The organism is Pseudomonas sp. P97.38 (assembly GCF_001269745.1).
Lineage (GTDB): Bacteria > Pseudomonadota > Gammaproteobacteria > Pseudomonadales > Pseudomonadaceae > Aquipseudomonas > Aquipseudomonas chlororaphis_E.
The window spans coordinates 276,424-299,993 of record NZ_LHVJ01000028.1 but is presented as its reverse complement, the minus strand read 5'-3'; the positions used below and the strand labels follow the sequence as shown (position 1 = coordinate 299,993).

The following is a 23,570-nucleotide window of genomic DNA, read 5'->3' as shown; positions in this document are numbered from 1 at the left end:
GGCCTACTCCTTGGCGACGCGTTTCATGTCCGCATCCATCATCATGCGGATCAGGGTGTCGAGGTCGGTCCTGGGCTTCCAGCCCAGCACTCTCTGGGCCTTGGCCGGGTTGCCGAGCAACACCTCGACCTCGGCCGGGCGGAAAAACGCCGGGTCGATCTTCACAAAGTCCCGGTAGTCCAGATCGACGTGTTCGAAGGCGATCCTGCACATTTCCCGCACGGTGGTGGTCACGCCGGTGGCCACCACGTAATCGTCGGGCTTGTCCTGTTGCAGCATCAGCCACATGGCCTCGACATAATCGCCGGCGAAGCCCCAGTCACGCTTGGCGTCGATATTGCCCAGGCGCAACTCCTGCTGCTTGCCCTGCTTGATGCGAGCCGCGGCATCGGTGACCTTGCGGGTCACGAACTCGATTCCGCGCAGGGGGGATTCATGGTTGAAGAGGATGCCGCTGCTGGCGTGCAGGCCGAAGCTTTCACGGTAGTTGACGGTGATCCAGTGGCCGTACAGCTTCGCCACGCCATAGGGGCTGCGCGGGTAGAACGGCGTGTGTTCATCCTGTTGCTCGGCCTGGATCAGGCCGAACATTTCACTGGTGGACGCCTGGTAGAAACGGGTATGGGGGCTGAATTGGCGAATGGCTTCGAGCAGGTGGGTCACCCCCAGCCCGTCGACGATCCCGGTGGTCACCGGCTGGTCCCAGGAGGCAGCGACGAAACTTTGCGCGGCGAGGTTGTACACCTCGTCCGGCGCCGACTTGATCACGGCCCGCTGCACCGAGCAGGCATCGGCCATGTCGCCGTCAAGGTAGACGATGTCCTGCTCGATGCCGGTCTCGCGCAGCCGCCAGCGTGAATCGCTGCTTCGCCGCGCCACCAGGCCATGGACCCGGTAACCCTTGTCGAGCAGCAGCTTGGCCAGATACGCGCCATCCTGGCCGGTGATCCCTGTGATCAATGCACTTTTCATTCTTCTCGTACCCGTTTCTCCCAGTCGGACAGGATCGCCCGCAAGGATTGTTGTGTTGTTGTTTCAGGCATCCATCCCGTGGCCTGCTGCAGCCTGGCGGGGCTACCGCAAACACGACGTTGCTCTGCACGGCGCAGGCGCGCAGGGTCCTGGATCAGTTGCACATCGACTTGGGCGATGTCGGCCAATTGCTCGATGAGGCTGCGAATGCTCTGCTCGCGGCCCGAGCAGATGTTGTAGACCTGGCCTGGCACGCCGCTGTCGAGCAAGGCCAGGTAGGCCGAGATCACGTCGCCGACGTCGAGGAAGTCGCGGGTCACGTCGATGTCGCCCACTTGCAACCGGGCCGGTTGCAGGCCCTGCTTGATCCGGCTGATCTGGCGGGCGGCGCTGGCAATGACGAAGCTGTCCTTCTGGCCGGGGCCAATGTGGTTGAACGGGCGGGCCACCAGCACCGGCCAGCCCTCGCTCATGCCCCATTGCAGGCTCAACAGCTCGGCTGACAGTTTGCTCACGGCATAAGGGTTGCGCGGGGCGGCGGGTTGCGACTCGGTGATGGGCAACTGGCTCTCGCTGACCTGGCCATAGACGTCACCGGAGCTGACGTACAGGAACGTTCCGTTGAACCCCCGGGCCTTGAGGGCCTGGAGAAGATTCAACGTGCCCAGCAGGTTGATCTGCAGGGTACGTGCCGGGTCACGGAAGGCTTCGGGGACGAATGTCTGCCCCGCCAGGTGGATCACCGCGTCGGGTATTTCGGGCCAGAGGGCTTCCAGGGTCTTGCTGTCGGTCAGGTCGTAGCGGGCGGCGGGCATGACGTGCCAGGCCGAATCGGGAGCATCCAGACGTGATTTGATATGACGTCCTACGAAACCACTGAGGCCCGTGACGAACAGACGTTTTTTCAAGCACCAACCCCCTTTGAAGAATGCTTCGTGCCTGGCTGGGTCGAGTAGGAAATCTCCGTAAGATCGGGGAAACATCCCTCAACAATCGGCCAAGAGAAGCGTTTGTTGTAGTTGTTTGGTTGCCAATCTGTGCCAATTTCGCGGCAATTTCAATAACGCAAACCGTGACCGGTCAGTTCTCATATTTATAGCGGGTTTATTCGCGTCGGGCGGTTCACGAACCCTTGGCGGATGTGTTTAGAATGCCCCTCGACACCCTCTTCGGTGCTGATTCGCAGATCGAACGGCAGGGCGAGGATCACTAAAATAAGAACGAGACGGGTAGCGAGGGTCACGACGAATGCGGCATGCACCGCTTCGCTCTTTGGCTCGACCGTCATGACAAGAGGTGGCCAGGAGGGCGACCTCCCTTTTGGGGTGCCATGAACTTCATTCTTTACTCGGACGTAAACGACCACTCCATCAGCCAGAGCCTGGGCCGCCCTGAGTACAGTTATTACTTCGTGCTCAAGGCCTATCGTCCCGTGCTTGAAAGCCTGGGTACGGTGCATGTGGTGGCGTCGGTGGCCGAGGTCGATCCGCTTTATCGGGCCTTGCAGGAAGCCGGGCAGGAGTGCCTGTTTCTTTCGTTTTCACCCCCTCACAAGACCCCCGTCGACCTGCTGTGTCCGATGGTCTGCGTGGTTGCCTGGGAGTTCGATTCGATCCCGGCCGAACACTGGGATGACGATCTTCGGCATGACTGGAGCCGCACGCTGGCGCGTCATGGTCGGGTGATCACCCTGTCCAGCCACACGGCCGCGGCGATTCGTCGGACCTTGGGCGAGGACTTTCCGGTGCTGGTCCTGCCGACGCCGCTGTGGGAGCGTTTCGCGGCGGTGCGCGAGCAGTACCCCAGTACGCCGGTGAACCCGGGCGCCACCTTGCAGATCAAGGGCTGCATCATCGACAGTCATGTCCTCGGGCTGTCGGCCGATGGCTTGATCGCGCCGCTCACCGAAGACCAAGCGCCGCTGCCCGAGCCCGTGGAGGTGCCGGTGGTGGAACCTGCGATTGAACCACCGCCCCTGACGTGGCGCCGCCGTGCGTTCATCTCCCGGCATTACCTGCGCGAAGTGTTCCGTGTCTTCACCACGAAGTCCGATCAAGGGCCGGTATGGCGGCTCAAGCACAACCTGCTTTGCTGGTATCGCGAGGCAGCCCGTGACCTTGTGCCGGTGCCGGTCCGTGTTTCGGTCAGCCGGATCCTGAGGGGGCCACCCATGCCGGTGGTGGTCGAGCCGCTGCCTGAGCCGCCCCCCGTATCTGAACACCCCCAGGCGTTGTTGCCAGACACCAGCCAGACGGTGGAGACCCACGTCAGCGGCGTGGTGTATGTCAGCGTGTTCAACCCCGATGACGGGCGCAAGAACTGGCACCACCTGATCACCGCTTTCTGCTGGGCCTTGCGCGACGCCGAGGACGCCACGCTGGTGCTGAAGATGACCCAGAACGACCTGTCGACCTACTACGTCGAGTTGCTGACGCTGCTGTCTCAGTTGTCGCCGTTCAAGTGCCGCGTGGTCGTGATGCACGGTTACCTGGAAGACGAGCAGTTCGCCCGCCTGTACGGCGCGGCCAGCTTCTACGTCAACGCATCGCGCTGCGAAGGCTTGTGCCTGCCGCTGATGGAGTTCATGTCCTGTGGGCGTCCGGCCATTGCGCCGGACCACACGGCGATGCGCGACTACATCGACACCGAGGTGGCCTTTGTGGTCGAGTCCAGCCGCGAACCCACCATCTGGCCGGAAGACTCGCGCATCTTGTATCGCACCTTGCGCCATCGGCCCGACTGGGGCTCGTTGAAACTTGCCTACCAGCAGAGCCATGCCATGGCGCGGAGTCAACCACAGGCCTACCAGGCCATGGCCGCTGCCGCCAACGAACGGATGCGCCGCTATTGCGGCTTCGCCCCGGTGCGACAACGCCTGGCGGATTTCCTGGTGGTCGATGACGACGCCAGCCTGCCGCTCGCGGTGCAGGCGGGGAGTGCGTCATGCTGATCATCATTTATTCGGAAACCAACCAGAGCAACATCCTGGAGAACCTCGGCAAGCCCGAGTACAGCTACTACTTCGTGCTCAAGGAGTTCCGCCCGGTGCTGGAGCGGCTGGGACGGGTGATCGAGGTGACCCGCCCGGACGAGGAAGTCGACTCGCTGTATGCCGATTGCCTGGCGCGCGGCGAAGACTGCGTGTTCCTGTCGTTTTCACCGCCCCACCGCACCGCGGCCCACTATGCCTGCCCGACGGTGCCGGTGTTTGCCTGGGAATTCAGCACCATCCCCACCGAGAGCTGGCAGGGTGAACCCCGGCACGACTGGCGCGTGGTGCTGGGGGCGACCGGCATGGCGATCACCCATTCCAGTTTCACCGTCAACGCGGTGCGCGAGGTGATGGGTGCCGATTATCCGATCGTCGCTGTCGCGGCGCCGGTATGGGACCGCTTCGCCGCCCGCGGTGCGGTGCTGGCCCAGCGACCGACGGTCGATCACATGCGCCTGCAACTGCGGGGCTTGCTGATCGACAGCCGAACCACCGACCTGCGCCCCTATGGTCCGCCGGCTCATCAGGCCGGCACACCGTTGGTGCTGGACGGGCCGCCCCAGGATTGCGAGCTGTTGCTGGACGGGGTGATCTACACCTCGGTGTTCAACCCCTACGACGGGCGCAAGAACTGGAAGGACATGATCAGCGCGTTCTGCACCACGTTCCGCGACGAGCCCGACGCGACCCTGGTGCTCAAACTGACCCATCACGATGTCACCGCGGCACTTGTCGACATGCTGCACCATGTCTACAAGAACCAGTCGTACCGCTGCCGCATCGTGCTGATCCACGGCTACCTGGCGGACGCGGACTACGAGCGGCTGGTGGAAGCCACCCGGTATGTGGTCAACAGTTCCTACGGGGAAGGGCAATGCCTGCCCTTGATGGAGTTCATGTCTTGCGGTCGTCCAGCGATCGCGCCGCTGAACACGGCGATGGCCGATTACATCGATCACGACAATGCCTTCGTGGTGAAGTCGACCGAAGAACTCACCGCCTGGCCCCACGATCCACGTGCGGCCTATCGGACCCTGCGCTATGTCACCGATTGGGACTCGCTGTGCTCGGCCTTTCGCGCCAGCTATGACGTGGCTCGCAATGATCCCGAGCGCTATCGCCGGATGTCGGCCCACGCGGTGCGCAGCCTGGAGACGTTCTGCAGCCAGGCCAACGCCGAACAGCGCCTGACGGCTTTCTTCCAACAGGTCGGGCAGCGTCGTCGGAGCGCGCCGCAGCCATGATCCAGCGCCTGCTTGCCTGGCTCAGGCCGTCGATCGAACCTGCGCCGCCATCCGCTGCCGCCGTTTCGCCCCGTGATGCCGGCCTCTATGACGCGATGCTCGATGGCTGGTTTCGCCCTGAAACCGGCGAATTGCTCAAGGGTTTCGCCATCGGGGCCGGCGACACCTTGCTGGATGTGGGCTGCGGCGAAGGCGTGGCAACGCTGTTCGCGATGCGCCAGGGCGCTTCGGTGATCTTCACCGACAGCGAGCAGGACAAGGTGCGTGAGTTGGCGCGGCAGGTCGAGGCGCAAGCGACTGCGCCCTTCCTGGGGCTGGTCAGCAACAGCTTGCCGTTGCCCCTGGCCGACGGGTGTGCGAACAAGGTCGTCTGCATGGAAGTGCTCGAGCACATCGACGAGCCGGAGCCGTTCATGGCGGAGTTGGTGCGCATGGGCCGGCCGGGCGCGCAGTACCTGCTCAGCGTACCGGCCCCGGTGGGCGAGCATTTGCAGCGAGGTATCGCGCCGGCGAGCTATTTCCAGGCGCCCAACCATGTCCAGGTGTTCACTGCCGAGCGTTTTGCCGCCTTGGTGGAAGACGCAGGCCTGGTGATCGAGCACCGCCAGGCCAGCGGTTTTTTCTGGGTCATGGGCATGATTTTCTTCTGGGCCAGCGAACAGGCGGCCGGTCGTCACCTCGAGGGGGCCGTGCGCGACCGAATCCAGGCCCCGTACCCGCCGCTGATGGAGCGTTGGGCCGGCGTCTGGCAAGACTTGCTGACGCAACCCGATGGCCTGGCGATCAAGCAGGTGCTGGACCGCTTCATGCCCAAGAGCCAGGTCATCATCGCCCGCAAGCCTGATCTTTTGCCCGGGAGTGCCACATGAACAGCAAGCGAATCATGGACATCGAGTTGCTGCGCGCCGTCGCGGTGATGGGCGTGCTGTTCCATCATCTGCAAGGCATGCCGTTCCCCGGCGGTTGGCCACGCCTGGCGGCCCTGGCCGACAGTTTCCAGCTGTGGTGGGGGGTGGACCTGTTCTTTGCGATATCCGGATTTGTCATCGGGCGCAGCCTGATCCCCCAATTGCGCCGCTGCGATGGGCCCCGGCAATTCTGGACCACCACCCGCGATTTCTGGCTTCGCCGGGCCTTTCGCCTGTTGCCGTCAGCCTGGCTCTGGCTGCTGCTGATTCTGTTCGCGACGTTTTTCCTGAACCGTTCCGGTGCCTTTGGCAGCGTGCAGGCCAACCTGCAAGCGACCCTGGCTGGTTTTCTGCAGTTTGCCAACCTGCGCTTCGCCGACGCGTTCATGCGTTACGAATACGGGGCGAGTTTCGTGTACTGGACCCTATCGCTGGAAGAGCAGTTCTATCTGGTCCTGCCGCTGCTGGTGTTCGTCTCGCGCCGTTACCTGGTCTGGGTGTTGCTGGCGGTGGTGGTGGTGCAGTTCTTCACCTGGCGTGCGCTGTGGCTGTCGGTGATCCGTACCGATGCCTTGGCCCTTGGCGTGCTGTTGTCGATCTGGAGCCTGCAACCGAGCTATTGGCGCTGGGAGCCCAAAGGGTTGCGCTGGCCCGGCCTGGGTGTGTTGCTGATCGTGGGCCTGGGCGGCGTGATGGCCTGGGTCGCGACCGAGCACTTCAATTTGTCGTTCTACCGGCTGGGGGTCATTGCGCTGTGCAGTGGGGTGCTGGTCTGGGTGGCCTCCTACGACCGGGATTACCTGCTACCGCGCAGCCGGCTGAAAACCGCGCTGACCTGGGTGGGCAGCCGCTCCTATGGGATCTACCTGATCCATATCCCGGTGTTCTTCCTGTTGCGCGAGCTGTGGTTTCGCTTGGCCCCGTTGGGCTCGCCGGACCCGGCCAGCCATCCGTGGCTGGCCCTGGCGTGCGCCTTGCTGATGATCGGACTGCTGAGCGAACTCAACTACCGGTTGGTGGAAATGCCGATGCGCAAGCGCGGCGTCCGCCTGGTTGAACGCCTGTCCACCGCCCGAACCGTCCTTCCTGTTCCTGGAGCCCCGTCATGCTGAGCCTTTTGAAGAAACTCACCACGGGCACCCCCGCGCCCGCAACGCCCGTGGCCGACAAGGTCGACCCGTACATGCTCGGGCTGCACGATGCGATGCTCAGCGGCTGGTTCAACCAGCAGACGGGGGAACTGTTCAGCGGCTTCCCGGTGACCGCCCAAGACACGTTGCTGGATGTCGGCTGCGGCGATGGCGGCAACGTGCATTTCTGCGCGATGCGCGGGGCGAAGATCATCATCGCCGACATCGACGCCGCCAAGGTCGAGGCCACCCGCCAGCGCCTGGGCGACACCCCCGCGCGCGGTATCGAGTGCCACGTGACCGACTGCAACCCTTTGCCCATCGCCGACGCCACGGCCACCCGGGTGGTTTCCACCGAGGTCATCGAGCATGTCGACGACCCGGCGCAGTTTCTCGCCGAACTGGTGCGGGTTGGCCAGCCCGGTGCGCTGTACCTGTTGAGCGTGCCGCACCCCAGCTCCGAAGAATTGCAGAAAGACATCGCCGCGCCGGAGTACTTCCAGAAGCCCAACCACATTCGCATCATCAGCGAAGAGCAGTTCAAGGCCATGGTCAGCGAGGCCGGGCTGGAGGTGTTGAGCCACAGTCAGTACGGGTTCTACTGGTCGTTGTGGATGCTGTTGTTCTGGGAGGCCAAGGTCGATTTCAGTAACGCCGACCACCCCTTGCTCAACCACTGGGCCGACACCTGGCAGGCCGTGCTCAATTCCCCTCGGGGCGCGCAGATCAAGCAAGCGCTGGACGCGGTGGTGGCCAAGAGTCAGGTGATCATTGCGCGCAAGCCTGGCGTGCTGCCATAGGTCCTGGCGAAACGGGTTTGCCGCGGGGCCGGGTGGCGTTAATCTGCCGACCTTTTGCTGGGGTGGTGAGGTTTCATGGGTGTTCTTTTCCGGCTGTCGCTGGCCTTCGCCATGCTGCTCATGGGCGGCTGTGAACGACCGCCAGCCCCGCCCCTGGATCAGCAACTCTACATCTGGCAACGCCAATGGACCCCGGCACACGCGCCGGCGCTGCGGCAAAGCCATGCCGATTTCTCCAGCCTGCGGGTGCTGGCGCTGCAAGCGTTCCCTGGCGCCGGCTGGAACCGGACACGGATCGATCCGCTCTTGCTGAAGGCGGACGGGCGCCCGCTGATCGCGGTGATTCGCCTGGATGGGCAGCTCAAATCCCTGGACCAGGACGAGGTGATCGCGCAGATCCAGCAGGTGCTCAACGACTGGCAGACTCAAGGCCTAGCGCCCGTGGGGGTGGAGATCGACCACGACGCGGGCAATGCGCGCTTGCCGGTCTACGGGCAATTCCTTCGCCAGTTGCGGCAGCGTTTGCCGGACAGCCTGCGGCTGAGCATCACCGCGCTGCCGGCCTGGCTCGACAGCCCCGCGTTGCCGGAGGTATTGGCGACGGTGCAGAGCAGCGTGCTGCAGGTTCATGCGGTGAGCGATCCGCGAAAAGGGCTGTTCGACCCGGACCAGGCCCGGCGTTGGGCTGAACGCTGGAGCGCGGTCACCACGCGCCCGTTCTACCTGGCCCTGCCGGCCTACGGTGTGGCGTTGCTGACCCAGGAAAGCGGTGCGCCCGTGGTGGAAAGCGAGGTGCCGATCGATCTGGGGGGCGAGCGGCGCGAGCTGTTGGCCGATCCACAACAAGTGGCCGGGCTGGCGGCGAGCCTGCGCAACGACCCACCGAAACACCTGGCCGGGTTGATCTGGTTCCGCCTGCCGCTGGCCGGCGATCGCCGGGCCTGGAGCCTGACCACGCTCGCGGCCGTCGCCCGGGGCGATGCCCTGACCAGCCGACTGGTCGTGCAACTGGCGGAGCGGGGCGGTTTGTACGATATCGCGCTGGTCAACCAGGGCAATCTCGACAGCCCCTGGCCCCAGCACCTGACGTTGGCGGTGGGCGGGTGTGACGGCGTCGATGCCTTGGCCGGTTACACGTTGCAACAAACTCCCGGACTGCTTACCTTCACCCGCATTCGGGAAGGCCGCTTGGCCGCCGGTGCCCAGCGCGCGATCGGCTGGGCGCGCTGTACGAAAATTGATCAAGGAGGCTTCAATGTTGACCCGTAAGTGGCCCCGTCGCCTGCTGTGCCTGAGCCTCAGCCTGCCGCTGGGCCAAGCGCTGGCTTGCGGGCCGGAGTTCCCGATGCGCCTGTTGGATAACCGCGCCCAGTCATTGGCTGAGTTGCCTGAAGGCAGCTTTCGCTTCGAGGTCAGTCGCCTCGGCCAGGCGATTGCCGGGCTCAAGCCGGCCACCGAGGCCACTCGCAACCCCGATTACAGCTATGACGACGTGTCGTCCTATGTTGAACAGCGCAATCAGGCCGAACGGATGGGCCTGACGCCCCCGCAACAAGCGGTGGTCGAGCGTCTGCGGGCCCTCAACGATGTCGAGCAGATTGCCACCGAGGCCGCGAACCTGCCGCCCGAGTTGCGGTTGTACGCCATTGGCGCGGCGGCCTTCAGCGCTGGCGAGCACCAGCGCGCTGCCGAAGCCTTCCAGCAGTTACTGGCGTTGCCGGCCGATCAGCGCCCGTTGCGCAGCACCTGGGCGGCGTATTCCCTGGGACGCGCCTTGTTCGCCATGAGCACCGAGGCGGGCAGTGGCGAGCCGACGGCGTTGCAGGAGCAGGCCCGCGCGGCGTTCCGCCAGGCCCGGGAGATGAGCGTGGCCGGCTTCAGCGACCCGTTGGAATTGGGCATCGCCAGCCTGGGCGAAGAGGCCAGGGTGGCCTACACCGCGGGCGACTGGGACAGTGCCATCGGGCTGTATGCGAGCCAGTCCGCGCAAGGATCTCCGGTCGGCTACAGCTCCTTGTTGCAGTTGGCCGGCGATCTCTACGTGCAGCCGGATGAGCCATTGACGGGGTTGCTTAAATCCCGCGCGGTGCAGCGCCTGGCGGCCGCCTACTTGCTCAGCCGCATTGGTTGGTGGGACGGCGAAGAGCCCTCGGGCGAGAAACGGCTGGTCAAACTGTTGCAAGCCAACGCCCGGGACAATCTTGAGGATGCCGATCGCTTGGCGGCGGTGAGTTACCAGCACGGCGATTACGCCAGCGCCAAGGCCTTTGTGGATAAAGCCGCCGACACCGGATTGGCCTGGTGGGTGCGGGCTAAGCTGGCGTTGCGCGATGGCGATAAAGTCGCCGCGGCGGCGGCCTATGCCAAAGCGGCCCAAGCGTTCCCGAAAGACGAGTCGTGGGGCAACCGGCGTACGCCGGATTGGGACTACGAGACGGTGCAGCCCAAGTGCCGGGTCGACGGTGAAAGCGCGATCCTCGCCTTGCAGCGCGGGGATTACCTGCAAGCTTTCGATCAGCTCTACCGGGGCCAGAGCAATTACTGGTACGACGCCGCCGCAGTCGCCGAGCGGGTACTGACGGTGGAGGAACTCAAGCAGTACGTCGACACGCAAGTGCCGGCGCCGCCGGCATTGAGCCAACAGGATCGCGACAACTACGTGCCGTTGCCGGTCGCCGCGAGCCTGCGCAACCTGCTGGGACGACGTTTGTTGCGCGAAGGGCGCTACGACGAAGCGCCGGCCTATTTCGACAATGCCGATCTGCAGGACAAGGCACGGGCCTACGGGCAGGCGCGCCAGGACGCGGAATCCAGATGGTGGCCCACCCGGCAGGCCGAGGCTTACTACCATGCGTCCCGGATCGCGCGCCAATGGGGCATGGAACTGCTGGGGTATGAGATGGCGCCGGACTACGCCAGCCTCGGTGGCAGCTATGCCCTGGAGCCGGTGGAGTTGAAGGTCGGACCCCTGGTGGCCGAAGGTGAGGTGCAACGCCAACAGGCCAGCGCCGCGCAACCGGACGTGCGTTACCACTATCGCTTTGTCGCCACGGCGTTGGCGAGCCAGGCGGCGGATCACCTGCCCCACACCAGCCAGGCATTTGCGGCCGTGTTGTGCAAGGCGGTCGGCTACAACTCCAGCCTCGAAGAGCAGAGCGCGTTGTACCAGCGGTACGTGAAGGAAGGACCGTACGTGGAGTGGGCCGCAAATTTCGGCTACCAATGCCCGGAGCCGGAATTCCACAACGCCAACAAGCGCTATGTTACCCAGGCGCTGGACCCGATCCGCTCGGTACTGCGACCGTATAAACATTGGCTGCTGGTGGGCGCTCTGGTGCTGGTGGCGGCAGCGGTGCTGGGGCTGGTCAGTCGGCGTCGGCGCAAAGCCCGGCCAGCCTGAGTCATCCCCTCCCTTGTGGGACGAGCTTGCTCGCGAAGCGGACATCGCGGTCTATGGACAGGTCGCGTTACCGTTCTTCGCGAGCAAGCTCGTTCCCACAAAAAAGCAATGCGGCAGGGGAGGGGTTACATCTGGGTCGCCATCCCCTCGACATTCATGGCCGCCTGGCGCAATGCCTCGGAGCGCGTGGGGTGTGGATGGCAGGTGAGGGCGATGTCCTCGGCCGAGGCACTGAACTCCATCGCCACGCAGTATTCGCCGATCATTTCACTGACACTTGGGCCCACCAGGTGTACGCCGAGGATCTCATCGGTGCGCTCGTCGGCCAGGACCTTGGCGAACCCTTCGGTTTCGTGATTGATTTTCGCCCGGCTATTGGCCGTGAACGGAAACTTCCCGACCTTGTAGGCGCGGCCTTCGGCCTTGAGCTGCTCCTCGGTCTGGCCGACGCTGGCCAGTTCCGGACGGGTGTAGATGACGCTGGGGATCAGCGCGTAGTTGACCTCGGCGGCCTTGCCGGCGATCTGTTCGATGCAGGCCATGGCTTCGTCTTCGGCCTTGTGGGCCAGCATCGGTCCGGACGTCACATCGCCGATCACCCAGACCCCGGGTGCTTCGGTACGGTGATGCCGGTTGGCAAGCATGCCGCGCGAGTCAGGTTCCAGCCCGACGTTGGCCAGCCCTAACCCCTGGGTATACGGCCGACGACCGATGGCAACCAGCACGTAATCGGCGTCCAGGTTCTGGGCCTCGCCGCCGGCGGCGGGCTCAACCTGCACTTGCACGCCGCTGGCCGAGGGGATGGCGCCGGTGACTTTGCTGCTCAACATGAATGCAATGCCCTGCTTGGCCAGGGCCCGTTGCAAGGTCTTGCCGGCTTCTGCGTCCACGCCCGGGCAGATGCGATCGAGGTATTCGACCACGGTCACTTGGGCGCCCAACCGCCGCCAGACCGACCCCAGTTCGAGGCCGATGACGCCCGCGCCGATCACCACCAGGTGGCGCGGCACTTCATCCAGCGACAGCGCGCCGGTGGAGTCGAGGATACGTTGATTATCAATGGTCACGCCGGGCAGCGGCATCGGTTCGGAGCCCGTGGCGATGACGATGTCCTTGGCGCTGAGTTCGGTCTTGCTGCCGTCTTCGGCGGTGACGGTGACCTTGCCGGGTCCGTCGATGTGGCCCCAGCCCTTGATCCAGTCGACCTTGTTCTTGCGAAACAGGAACTCGATGCCTTTGGTCAGGCCCGCCACGCTTTCGTCTTTTTGTTTCATCATTTGCGCCAGATTGAGGGTAGGGCGCACCTCGATCCCCAGGTTGGCGAACGCCGATCCCGTCGCCGCCTCGTACAATTCGGAGGCGTGAAGCAAGGCTTTGGAAGGCATGCAACCGACGTTCAGGCAGGTGCCGCCCAGGGTCGCGCGGCCTTCGACGCAGGCGGCCCGCAAGCCCAACTGTCCAGCCCGGATCGCCGCGTTGTACCCGCCAGGGCCGCCGCCCAGAATGACTACGTCGTAATTGCTCATCGCGCTTCTCCCACTTGGCCTGATAAAAAATTATGCTCGTAATATGAGCGTTTCCACGGATTACGGTCAAGGCTTAAGTCAAGGGGCTGGCATGGCTTGCGGCATGAAGAATTCAAAACGGAAATTTCACAGTAATCGTTATAAGGTAACGAGATATAACGAAGCGGCGGTGGCTTCTGTCCACAAGCCCGGGTTTTGATCGCCACAAGCGCTGGGGTGGTATGCAAGTCGATCTTGATGTCGAGGGAGGCCAGGTGGCCGAATGGCCGCGCTTTCAGCGTGCGACAGTGCATGGGCGTCGCATGAGGCGAATGGTCCTGATGCTGGGTGGGGCGGCAGGCCTGGCCGGGGTGCTGGCGTTTTTTATCGGGTTGTTCTCGCCGCTGTCGCTGTGGCCGGCCCTGCTGGTGAGCCAGGGCGCAAGCGTGCTGGTGCTGCTGGCCGGTGTGCAATCGGCCGGGTGGATCGCGCAATGGCGCGGCAAGGCGTTAGCGCCGCCGCGGGATAACCCGGCTTCGCCGCAACCGCCGGTGGATGAGCCGGGTGGGTGGTATGAGCGATTGCTCGAACGGCTCGGCGCGCGCTGGGCCGGCCTGCTCGCGCACATCGGCGCACCGGCGTTGTGGCTGGCCGGCTGGGCAACGCTGGTGCTGTCGAGCCTGGCGCACGTCTGGAACCTGACGTTGCCCGCTGCCGCCCTTGGGACGTCGGCCAGTGTTGGCGCGGCGCTGTCGTTGCTGCTGGCATTCGGGTTGCTGGTGTTCGAGCGCCAATTGGCCCAGCAACCTGCCGTGGAGTGGCCGGAAGCGCAGCCGCTTGCGCAACTGGTGCGGGTGCCGATCATCGTGCTGGTCCTTGGCGCGTTGTGCCTGTTGTTCGCCGGCGAAACATCGGTCTGGCCTGCGCGCCTGGCGGTGTTGATGGGTGTGCTGCCGGGGCTTGTGGCGCTGGAGTTGCTGCTGCGTGCCGTGTTGTCGCTGTTCAGCCCCCGTCGGGATGCGGTGGAGCCGACCCTGTTGGGCCGTAGTGTCATTGCCGATCTGCTGCGCTGGCCGCCGCAACCCTTGCAGGCGTTGCAGCACGAACTGCACAACCGCTTCGGCATCGACCTGCGTCAGATCTGGGCGTTCAGCTACATGCGTCGCGCTTTCCTGCCGGTGTTGGCCTTGGTGGCCTTGGTGGGCTGGTTGCTGACGGGCGTGCATGAAGTGCCGCTGCAAGCGCGCGGAATCTATGAGCGCTTCGGTAAGCCTGTGGAGGTCTTCGGCCCGGGCTTGCACGCAGGGCTGCCCTGGCCGTGGGGCAGGGTGCTGGCTGTCGAGAATGGGGTCGTGCACGAGTTGGCGAGCAGTGCCGCCGACACTGCGGCGGCCGCGGACGTCGAACCGGCCGAGGGGCCGGCGTCGGCGGTTGCCAACCGGTTGTGGGACGCCAGCCATGTCAACGACAAGTCCCAGGTCATCGCCAGTCGGCGGGCGGATCAGGAGAGCTTCCAGATCGTCAACATGGACGTGCGCTTCGTCTACCGCATTGGCCTGAGCGACGCCGCCGCGTTGGCGGCCACCTACAACAGCGCCGACACTCCCACGCTGATCCGCAGCACCGCCAGCCGTGTTCTGGTGCATGAGTTCGCCTCGCGCACGCTGGATGGCTTGTTGGGCGCTGATCGCGTCAGCCTGGCCGACGAGATTGGTCGCGCGGTCCAGGCGGATTTGCAGGCGCTGGACAGCGGGGTGGAAATCCTGGCGACGGTGGTAGAAGCAATTCATCCACCGGCCGGAGCGGCCAACGCCTACCACGGTGTGCAAGCGGCGCAGATAGGTGCCCAGGCGCTGATTTCGCGCGAACGAGGGGCGGCGGCGGAGCAGACCAACCAGGCACAACTGCAAGCCAGTGTTGCCCGCGACCAGGCCCAGGCCGGAGCCCGGGAAACCCACGCGGCTGCCCAGGCCGCCGATCTGCGCTTTAACGCTGACCGCCAAGCCTATGCCTCCGCCGGGCGCGCCTTTGTGCTGGAGCGCTACCTGAGCCAACTCAGCCAAGGCCTGGGCAACGCCAAGCTGCTGATTCTCGATCATCGCCTGGGGGGCGGCGGCAACGCGCCCACCCTCGACCTGCGTACTTTCACGCTGCCGGCAGACCCCGCGTCGCCGCGTAACCCTGTCCTGCCAGGAGCTGCCCATTGAGCCAGTCCTCTTCACACGGTCGCCACGACCACGCCGGCCACGCTCACGCTCATGCCGGCCACCACCATGGGCATCATCACCACCATCACGGTGAGCCCCAGGAAGCTGGGCCGTTTCCTTGGCGGCGCATGGGCTGGGCGGCGCTGCTGGTCGCGTTCGCGGTCGCCGCCGCGAGCCTGGTGCAAGTTCGTTCGGGAGAAGCCACCGTAATCACTCGTTTCGGCAACCCGGCGCGAGTCCTGCTGCAGCCAGGGTTGGGGTGGCGGTGGCCGGCGCCGTTCGAAGCGGCTATTCCGGTGGACTTGCGTCTGCGCACCACGTCCAGCGGCTTGCAGGATGTCGGTACGCGCGATGGCCTGCGGATCATTGTCCAGGCGTACGTGGCGTGGCAGGTCCAGGGTGACCCGGACAACGTGCAACGTTTCATGCGGGCAGTGCAGAACCAGCCGGACGAAGCCGCGCGGCAGATCCGCACGTTTGTCGGTTCGGCCCTCGAAACCACCGCCGCCAGCTTCGACCTGGCGAACCTGGTCAACACCGATGCCAGCCAAGTGCACATCGCCGATTTCGAGGCGCAGCTGCGCCAGCAAATTGATCAACAGTTGCTCACCACCTACGGCGTGCGCGTGTTGCAGGTCGGTGTCGAGCGCCTGACCTTGCCTTCGGTGACACTGACCGCGACGGTGGATCGCATGCGTGCCGAGCGCGAAACCATTGCCACCGAACGCACCGCCATCGGCAAGCGCGAAGCGGCGCAAATCCGTTCTGCCGCCGAGCGGGATGCGCGGGTCATGCAGGCCGATGCCACGGTGAAAGCGGCCGAGATCGAGGCGCAATCCCGAGTGGAAGCCGCCGAAATCTATGGCAAGGCTTACGCCGGCTCACCGCAGCTCTACAACCTGCTGCGCTCATTGGACACCCTGGGCACCGTGGTCAGCCCCGCTACCAAGTTGATTTTGCGCACCGATGCGGCGCCGTTTCGGGTGCTGGTTGACGGTCCGCCGGCGCTGGACGCCAAGGGTGGAACACAACCATGAGTGTGGTTCCACGTGGAACAAATCCGCTGGCCAGCCCATGGGCGCAGGCCGGTCGCCTGGCGTTTCTCGGGCTTTACGCGGTGACGGTACTGGCCGCGCTGGCCTGGGCTTGCTCCAATGTGCGGCAGATCGATCCACAGAACCGCGCCGTGGTGTTGCACTTCGGGGCCTTGGATCGAATCCAGAATGCCGGGCTGCTATTGGCGTGGCCCAGTCCCGTGGAACAAGTGATTCTGTTGCCCGCGGCGGATCGGGTACTGGAGCGACGGGTAGAAAACCTGCTGCGATCGGACGCTGCTTTGCAGGCCGACCGGGTGGCCAGCTTCGCCACGCCGATCAGTGATGCGCTGGCCGGTTCTGGTTATTTGTTAACCGGAGATGCCGGGGTGGTGCAACTGGATGTGCGGGTGTTCTACAAAGTCACCGACCCCTACGCCTTTGTGCTTCAAGGCGAACACGTGCTGCCGGCGCTCGATCGACTGGCGACCCGCAGTGCCGTGGCCCTGACGGCAGCGCGGGACCTGGACACGATTCTGGTGGCGAGGCCGGAACTGATGGGCAATGACAGCCAGGCCGCCGAGCGTCGTGAACGGCTGCGTGGCGATCTGGTCCAGGGCATCAACCGGCGCCTGGCCGACTTGGCGGCGACAGGGCAGGGCCTGGGTATCGAAGTGGCACGGGTGGATGTGCAATCGAGCCTGCCGGGCCCGGCGGTGAGTGCCTTCAACGCGGTATTGACTGCCAGCCAGCAGGCTGACAAAGCCGTGGCCAACGCCCGCACCGACGCGGAAAAGCTTACCCAGACGGCCCGCCAGGACGCTGATCGCGCACTCCAGGTCGCCCACGCCCAAGCCAGCGAACGGCTCGCCAAGGCGTCGGCCGATACGGCCACGGTACTGGGCCTGGCAAAAACTCAGGGCACTGATCCGCAGATCCTACTGCGCCTTTATCGTGAGCGTGTGCCGGCGATCCTTCGCCAGGCCGGTTCCGTGACCACGGTCGATCCGAAAGACGATTCCCGCCTGATCATCCAGGGAGCTGAACAATGACTGCTCAAGTCAACGCGCTGCCGATGTTGTCTTCGGCGGAACAGCGCACCGCCGCACGCCAACTGACCCTGGCGATGCTTGCGCTCGGGCTGCTCGCCTTGGGTTTGGTATGGCGCGGCTGGTTGCCAGAGCAAACAGGGGTCAGCCAATTGCTGTTGGGTGCCGCCTCGCTGCTGGTGGCGGTTCCGGTCATGCGTTCGGCCTGGTACAGCTTGCGCTATCCGAGCTTGCACGGGATCACCGACCAGTTGATCGCCTTGGCGATGCTCGGGGCCTGGGCTACAGGCGATCTGCTGACGGCGGCGTTGTTGCCCATCATCATGATCTTCGGCCACGTGCTGGAAGAGCGCAGCGTCATCGGCTCCCAGGAGGCGATCCATGCCCTCGGCCAGCTCACCCGCAGTCTGGGCCGCAGAGTGCTGGCCGACGGCTCGATCGTCGAAGTCGACAACGGCACGTTGCGCCCCGGTGATGTGGTGGAGGTGCGTGCCGGTGACCGGGTGCCTGCGGACGGTCGTGTGCTGTCCGGCCAGGCGAGCCTCGACACGGCGCCGATCACCGGCGAATCGGTGCCGCTGGAGGCGGGGGTGGGCACCGAGGTTTTTGGTGGCGCAATCAATTTGGATGGTTTGCTGCGCCTGGAAGTGACCCGCACCGGTGATGAGTCAACGCTCGGCAAGGTCATCGCCCTGATGCAGAACGCCGAGCGTTCGAAACCGCCCATCACCCGTTTGCTGGAGCGCTACGCCGCTCGCTATCTGGTGTTGGTGTTGCTGCTGGCGGCGGTGACCTGGTTCGTGACCCATGACGCCCAGGCCATGCTCGCGGTGCTGGTAGCGGCTTGCCCTTGCGCGTTGGTGCTGTCGGCGCCGGCGACGGCCATCGCAGGAATCGCCGTGGCGGCGCGTCACGGGATCCTGATTCGCAGCTCGGCCTTTCTGGAAGAGTTGGCCGACCTCACTTCGCTGGTGGTCGACAAGACCGGCACCCTGACGTACGGCGCCCTGCGTTTGCAATCCATCGAAGGCACCCAGGATGACCCAGCCGATGTGTTGCTGCCGCTGGCGGCGAGTTTGGGTTCGGCCAGCAGCCACCCGGTCAGCCGCGCATTGGCCGGGTTGGTCGAACCGGAACACTGCCTGCCCCTGACGCAGGTCCATGAGCGCCAGGGGCTCGGTGTGGTCGCGATGACCGGGCAGGGCGAAGCGGCGCTGGGTCGGCCGGAGTTGTTCGCCCAGCTGGGGATCGAGACCTGCGCGGTTCCTGTCCACGACGGTCCGATCGCCGGCTTGGCCCTGGACGGCAAGTTTCTCGCCTGGCTGTTGTTGGCCGACAGCGTCAAACCGGAAGCCCGGATGGCCCTGGCGGAGTTGCGCGAGCTGGGCTTGGGCCGTCAGTTGCTGCTGACCGGTGATCGGCACAGCGTGGCCAACGCCTTGGCACAGGATGTCGGCATCCGCGAGGTGCAAGCCCAGGCGTTGCCGGAAGACAAGCTCAACCGGGTCATGACCGAAATCGACCATGGCTTCCGCCCGATGGTGGTGGGCGATGGTATCAACGATTCCCTGGCGCTCAAGGCCGGTGTGGTCGGCGTAGCGATGGGGGCCGGTGGCGCGGACATTGCCCTCGCGTCATCGGACATCGTGCTGATCGGCAGCGACCTGCGCCGCCTCGGCACGTGCGTGCGGCTCAGCCGCCAATGTCGACGTACCTTGCAGGTCAACGTGATCATCGGCCTGGGCTGGACCCTGGCCATCGTCGCCTTTGCCGCATTCGGTTGGCTCGGCGCGGCGGGGGCGATGATCGCTGCGTTGTTGCATAACCTGAGCACGCTGCTGGTGCTGGGCAATGCCGGGCGTCTGCTGCGGTTCCAGGAGCCATTGCTGAAAATCAGCGAAGGCTGACCTCGGCGAACTGTCCGGCGCCGTTGCAGTCTAGTATTGAGAGGGCGCGCCACCGCTGGGAGTACCCGTTACAGGGAGTGAATATGGGGCAGTAATAGAAAAAGGCTATAAATTCGATAGCCTGCTATTTTTCTACCATGGTCTACCCTCAGTTCAGATGTTCTGAAACCAGGGGGATATCTCATGCTCGCGCAACTTCCACCGGCCCTCCAGAATCTTCATTTGCCGCTTCGGCTGCGGCTCTGGGATGGCCATGAATTCACACTGGGCGCCGACCCCAGTGTCACGATCGTGGTCAAGGACCCACAGATGGTCGGGCAGTTAACCCATCCCAGCCTGGATGCGCTGGGTGCGGCGTTCGTCGAAGGCAAACTGGAACTTGAGGGCTCGATCCACGAAGTCGTGCGGGTCTGCGATGAGTGGAGCCAGGCACTGGTGGAGGAGGACGCCGACAGCCATCCCGTGCGTTCGGCCCACGACAAGGAAACCGACGCCAAGGCGATTTCCTATCACTATGACCTTTCCAACGCGTTCTATCAGTTATGGCTCGACAGCGACATGGCGTATTCCTGCGCCTATTTCGAGACCGGCAGTGAAACCCTCGAACAGGCCCAGCAAGCCAAGTTTCGTCATTTGTGCCGCAAGCTGCGGCTGCAACCCGGCGACTACCTGCTGGACGTCGGTTGCGGCTGGGGTGGGTTGGCGCGTTACGCGGCGCGGGAGTTCGGGGCCAAGGTCTTCGGCATTACCCTCAGTCAGGCGCAGCTGGACCTGGCGCGAGAGCGGGTCAAGGCGCAGGGCCTTTCAGACCAGGTAGAACTGCAATTGCTGGACTACCGGGACCTGCCCCAGGATGGCCGCTTCGACAAAGTGGTCAGCGTGGGTATGTTCGAGCATGTCGGCCACGCGAACCTCGAGCAGTACTGCAAGACATTGTTTGGGGCTGTGCGAGAGGGCGGGCTGGTGATGAACCATGGCATCACGGCCAAGCACACCGACGGGCGTCCGGTGGGACGCGGTGCCGGGGAATTCATCGAGAAGTATGTGTTCCCCAATGGCGAGTTGCCGCACCTGTCGATGATCGCTGCCCACATCAGCGAAGCCGGGCTTGAGATCGTCGACGTGGAGAGCCTGCGCCTGCATTACGCGCGCACCCTCGATCACTGGAGCGAGCGTCTGGAAGACAACCTGGCGGCGGCCGCAAAGGAAGTGCCGGAGCAGGCGTTGCGAATCTGGCGCCTGTACCTGGCCGGCTGCGCCTACGCGTTCGCCAAGGGCTGGATCAACCTGCACCAGATCCTTGCGGTGAAAACGCATGCAGACGGTAGCCACGATCTGCCCTGGACTCGCGACGACCTCTACACCCCTTAAAGGATCGGGGAAATAAGCCGGGCGATCCGCATGCCGACTTTCTGGAGGCGGTGGGTCTCCCGGCTTTCCTGTTTGTCGACTTCCTGGGCGTGGGCGAAATCCCGTTCAAGCATCTGCTCGACTTCACTGGCGAACGGGATGTCCACGGTCAGCAGCATGACTTCGAAATTCAATCGGAACGAACGGTTGTCCAGGTTCGCGCTGCCGATGGCGCTGATTTCCCGGTCGATCAGTACCACCTTCTGATGCAAGAAGCCTGGGCTGTAGCGGAACACCCGTACCCCCGCGCGCACGGCTTCAAACGCATACAGGCTGGAGGCGGCATAGACCACCTTGTGATCTGGCCGCGACGGCAGGAGGATGCGCACGTCGACGCCGCGCAGTACTGCCAGGCGTAACGCGGCGAATACCGCTTCGTCAGGGATGAAGTAGGGCGTGGTGATCCACACCCGTTCACTGGCCGCGTGGATCGCCTCGACGAAGAACAGCGAGCAGGTCTCATAGGCATCGGCCGGACCGCTGGCGAGCAATTGGCAGAGCACACCGTCGTCCGGGTAGGCGTCCGGTAAAATCAGCGGCGGCAATGAGCGAGCGGCCCAGAACCAGTCCTCGGCAAACGATTCCTGCATGCTCGCCACCACCGGTCCGCGCACTTCGACATGGGTATCGCGCCACGGCGCCAGCGGCGGCAGCTCGCCCATGTATTCATCGCCCACGTTGTGCCCGCCGACGAACCCCAGCACGCCGTCCACCGCGACAATCTTGCGGTGGTTTCGAAAGTTGACCTGGAACCGGTTGAGCCAACCACCGCGGGTGGCGAACGCTTTTACCTGGACACCGCCATCGCGCAACGCTTGAACATACTGGTGAGGCAGGGAGTGGCTGCCGATACGATCATAGAGCAGGTACACCGCCACGCCTTCGGCGGCTTTCTTCAAAAGCAGCGCGTGCAGGCGTCGGCCGAGACGGTCGTCGTGAATGATGAAGAACTGGACCAGCACCGCCTCGCGTGCGCTTTCGATGGCCTGGAAGATCGCTTCGAATGTAGCCTGCCCGTTGACCAGCAGCCGCAGCTGATTATTCGCCAGGCACGGCGTGCGCCCCAGTTTGGGCATTGCCCGCAAAGAAGCGTAGGCCTGCGAAGCGCGGGCGGCGAGGGCTTCTTCGACCCATGGGCGCCAGTTGAGCTCGGAGACAGCCTTGCGCATTTCTTCGTTGGCCTGCCGCCGGGCCTTGATGTAGCCATCGAAGGTGCTGCGGCCGAAGACCAGATAAGGAATCAGCGTCAGGTAGGGAATGAACACCAGGGAAAGAGCCCAGGCGATCGAGCCTTGGGCAGTGCGTACGGTCAGCACCGCATGGACGGCGGCGATGGAGCCCAGGGTATGCAGCAACGCGATCAGGTAACCGAAGATATGCGGGCCGAAATAATCCATGGGGCAGCCTTGCTCCTGAGGTTTCAATGCTTAACAGACCATGTTCCAGGGCGATTGTCGCTATTTAATTCAGCCATGTGTGCCTGAACCGAAACCTGTGGGCGGCGTCTAACGGCCACTTGTCCTCTGGAGTTTTCGCAATGAATGTTCGTCTGCTGGGTGTGGCTATGGCTATGGCGATGGGGTTGTCGGTATCTGTGGCGGCCCAGGCACAAATGCTTCAGCCGGGATTATGGGAATTGACCTCCAGCAACATGAAAGTCGATAACCAGAATCTGCCGGACCTGCAGTTGATCCTGGGCCAGGTGCAAAATCAGATGACCCCGGAGCAGCGGGCGATGCTGGAAAAACAGGGCATTACCATGGGTGGCAAGGGCATCCGCGTCTGCCTGACCCCGGCACAGGTGCAAACCAATGATATTCCCCTGCAAGACCCGCAGTCGGGCTGCAAGCAGCAGATCACCGAGCGAACCGGCAATCAGTGGAAATTCCGCTTCAGTTGCCCGAAAGCGCAGGGCAATGGTATTGCGACGTTCCAGAGTGATCGGGAATTCACGACCAAGGTCAGCGGCACTTTCAACGCCACCGGTATCCAGCAGAATGGCAGCCTCGACACCCGTGCGGTGTGGTTAGGGCAAGACTGCGGGACGGTCAAGCCGCGGGCTTGAAAGCCGGGCCAGAGATGAATGGCCTTGTGGGAGCAGAGAGCTCCCACAAACCTCACGCAACGTGATCAGGGTTTGCTCAACGCTTCATATAAGGTGTTGAGGTTGTATTCGAACAGACCGGTGAAGGTGCTGGCCGGGCCACTGGCGGCGAGCGCATCGGAGTACAGCGTACCGCCGATGTGGGCGCCGCTTTCGTCGGCGATCTGCTTGAGCAGGCGCGCATCCTTGATGTTTTCCATGAACACCGCTTTGACGTTCGCCTGACGGATCTGGGTAATCAGCGCCGCGACTTCGGCCGCCGAGGGTTCAAGCTCGGTGGACAATCCCTGGGGTGCCATGAACTCGATACCGTAGGCCTGGCCCAGGTAACCAAAGGCGTCGTGGGACGTCACGATCTTGCGATTGCCCGGCGGTAATGCGCCGAGCTTGGCCTTGGCCTCGGCCAACAGGGCGTAGATCTTTTTCAGGTACGCCTGACTGTTGCGTTGGTAATCGGCCTGGTTGGCTGGGTCAGCGGCTTCCAGTGCTTTGGTGATGTTGCCCACGTACAGCTCGGCATTCGCCAGGTTATGCCAGGCGTGTGGGTCGGGAACGGTTTCACCGTCCTCATCCAGCGAGCGCGGGATCACGCCACGGCTGGCGCTGATCACTGGCGCCGTGGTTTCGGTGCTGGTGACCAGGCGATCCAGCCACGGCTCGAAGCCCAAGCCATTCTTGATGATCAGTTTCGCCCGCAGCAGCGCCTTGGCGTCGTCTGGCGTGGGTTCGTAGATGTGCGCATCGACGTCCGGCCCGACCATGTTGGTGATGTGCACGTGTTCGCCGCCGATCTGTTGGGTCATGTCGGCGAGAATGCTGAAGCTGGTCACCACCTGGAGTTTCTCGGCAGCGGATAAAGACATGGACAGCATCAGGCTGAACAGCACGAGTAGAGCGCGCATCGGGAA

18 protein-coding genes are annotated in these 23,570 nt (G+C 64.0%); 13 read left to right on the top strand and 5 right to left on the bottom strand.

Annotation, left to right across the window (positions count from 1 at the left end):
• Positions 1-3 precede the first annotated feature (3 nt).
• The gene (gmd, locus tag AD664_RS24240) at positions 4-972 is read right to left on the bottom strand and encodes a GDP-mannose 4,6-dehydratase (RefSeq protein WP_042731396.1); all 969 of its coding nucleotides are present in this window, start codon (positions 970-972) and stop codon (positions 4-6) included.
• Positions 969-1,880 carry a GDP-mannose 4,6-dehydratase gene (locus tag AD664_RS24235; protein ID WP_053150578.1) on the bottom strand — a complete coding sequence of 304 codons (912 nt, stop codon included), beginning with the start codon at positions 1,878-1,880 and terminating at the stop codon, positions 969-971. The genes gmd and AD664_RS24235 overlap by 4 nt, the downstream gene beginning before the upstream one ends.
• 422 nt (positions 1,881-2,302) lie before the next feature.
• Here AD664_RS24235 and AD664_RS24225 point away from each other — a divergent pair, with 422 nt between their 5' ends.
• The 7 genes from AD664_RS24225 (at position 2,303) to AD664_RS24195 (ending at position 11,446) form a co-directional block, all read left to right on the top strand.
• Positions 2,303-3,922: a glycosyltransferase gene (locus AD664_RS24225; protein ID WP_053150572.1), complete on the top strand. Its 1,620-nt coding sequence runs from the start codon at positions 2,303-2,305 to the stop codon at positions 3,920-3,922.
• Positions 3,916-5,208 carry a glycosyltransferase gene (locus AD664_RS24220; protein WP_053150570.1) on the top strand — a complete coding sequence of 431 codons (1,293 nt, stop codon included), beginning with the start codon at positions 3,916-3,918 and terminating at the stop codon, positions 5,206-5,208. Before AD664_RS24225 ends, AD664_RS24220 begins: the two co-directional genes overlap by 7 nt.
• The gene (locus AD664_RS24215; protein WP_053150567.1) at positions 5,205-6,077 is read left to right on the top strand and encodes a bifunctional 2-polyprenyl-6-hydroxyphenol methylase/3-demethylubiquinol 3-O-methyltransferase UbiG; all 873 of its coding nucleotides are present in this window, start codon (positions 5,205-5,207) and stop codon (positions 6,075-6,077) included. The genes AD664_RS24220 and AD664_RS24215 overlap by 4 nt, the downstream gene beginning before the upstream one ends.
• Positions 6,074-7,228, top strand: coding sequence for an acyltransferase (locus AD664_RS24210; protein WP_053150564.1), 1,155 nt, complete (start codon positions 6,074-6,076; stop codon positions 7,226-7,228). The genes AD664_RS24215 and AD664_RS24210 overlap by 4 nt, the downstream gene beginning before the upstream one ends.
• Entirely contained in the window at positions 7,222-8,046 is an 825-nt protein-coding gene (locus tag AD664_RS24205; RefSeq protein ID WP_053150561.1) for a class I SAM-dependent methyltransferase, read from the top strand. The genes AD664_RS24210 and AD664_RS24205 overlap by 7 nt, the downstream gene beginning before the upstream one ends.
• Before the next feature lie 75 nt (positions 8,047-8,121).
• On the top strand, positions 8,122-9,315 hold the full coding sequence (locus tag AD664_RS24200; protein ID WP_053150557.1) for a DUF3142 domain-containing protein: 1,194 nt from the start codon (positions 8,122-8,124) through the stop codon (positions 9,313-9,315).
• Positions 9,302-11,446, top strand: coding sequence for a hypothetical protein (locus AD664_RS24195; RefSeq protein ID WP_053150556.1), 2,145 nt, complete (start codon positions 9,302-9,304; stop codon positions 11,444-11,446). The genes AD664_RS24200 and AD664_RS24195 overlap by 14 nt, the downstream gene beginning before the upstream one ends.
• 125 nt (positions 11,447-11,571) lie before the next feature.
• Here the strand turns inward: AD664_RS24195 and lpdA are convergent, their stop codons facing one another.
• Complete coding sequence (lpdA, locus tag AD664_RS24190; RefSeq protein ID WP_053150552.1) at positions 11,572-12,972, bottom strand: dihydrolipoyl dehydrogenase; 1,401 nt, start codon at positions 12,970-12,972, stop codon at positions 11,572-11,574.
• Between the two features lie 221 nt (positions 12,973-13,193).
• Between lpdA and hflK (AD664_RS24185) the strand changes: the two genes are divergently transcribed.
• The 5 genes from hflK (AD664_RS24185) (at position 13,194) to cfaB (ending at position 20,519) form a co-directional block, all read left to right on the top strand.
• Positions 13,194-15,158, top strand: coding sequence for a protease modulator HflK (gene hflK / locus AD664_RS24185; protein ID WP_053150548.1), 1,965 nt, complete (start codon positions 13,194-13,196; stop codon positions 15,156-15,158).
• The gene (gene hflC / locus AD664_RS24180) at positions 15,155-16,195 is read left to right on the top strand and encodes a protease modulator HflC (RefSeq protein WP_053150545.1); all 1,041 of its coding nucleotides are present in this window, start codon (positions 15,155-15,157) and stop codon (positions 16,193-16,195) included. Before hflK (AD664_RS24185) ends, hflC begins: the two co-directional genes overlap by 4 nt.
• A complete protein-coding gene (gene hflK, locus AD664_RS24175; protein WP_053150542.1) occupies positions 16,192-17,244 on the top strand; it encodes a protease modulator HflK in 1,053 nt (350 codons plus the stop codon). The genes hflC and hflK (AD664_RS24175) overlap by 4 nt, the downstream gene beginning before the upstream one ends.
• Positions 17,241-19,148: a cation-translocating P-type ATPase gene (locus AD664_RS24170; RefSeq protein ID WP_053150539.1), complete on the top strand. Its 1,908-nt coding sequence runs from the start codon at positions 17,241-17,243 to the stop codon at positions 19,146-19,148. Before hflK (AD664_RS24175) ends, AD664_RS24170 begins: the two co-directional genes overlap by 4 nt.
• 183 nt (positions 19,149-19,331) lie before the next feature.
• Entirely contained in the window at positions 19,332-20,519 is a 1,188-nt protein-coding gene (cfaB, locus tag AD664_RS24165; protein WP_042729919.1) for a C17 cyclopropane fatty acid synthase CfaB, read from the top strand.
• Here cfaB and cls read toward each other — a convergent pair.
• Positions 20,516-21,955, bottom strand: coding sequence for a cardiolipin synthase (cls, locus tag AD664_RS24160; protein WP_053150536.1), 1,440 nt, complete (start codon positions 21,953-21,955; stop codon positions 20,516-20,518). The two genes, cfaB and cls, sit on opposite strands and share 4 nt — an antisense overlap.
• A gap of 140 nt (positions 21,956-22,095) precedes the next feature.
• On the opposite strand from cls, the gene AD664_RS24155 reads away from it, so the two are divergent.
• On the top strand, positions 22,096-22,623 hold the full coding sequence (locus AD664_RS24155; RefSeq protein ID WP_053150534.1) for a DUF3617 domain-containing protein: 528 nt from the start codon (positions 22,096-22,098) through the stop codon (positions 22,621-22,623).
• 65 nt (positions 22,624-22,688) lie between these two features.
• Here AD664_RS24155 and AD664_RS24150 read toward each other — a convergent pair whose 3' ends face one another.
• Complete coding sequence (locus AD664_RS24150) at positions 22,689-23,564, bottom strand: metal ABC transporter substrate-binding protein (protein ID WP_053150531.1); 876 nt, start codon at positions 23,562-23,564, stop codon at positions 22,689-22,691.
• Between the last annotated feature and the right edge of the window lie 6 nt (positions 23,565-23,570).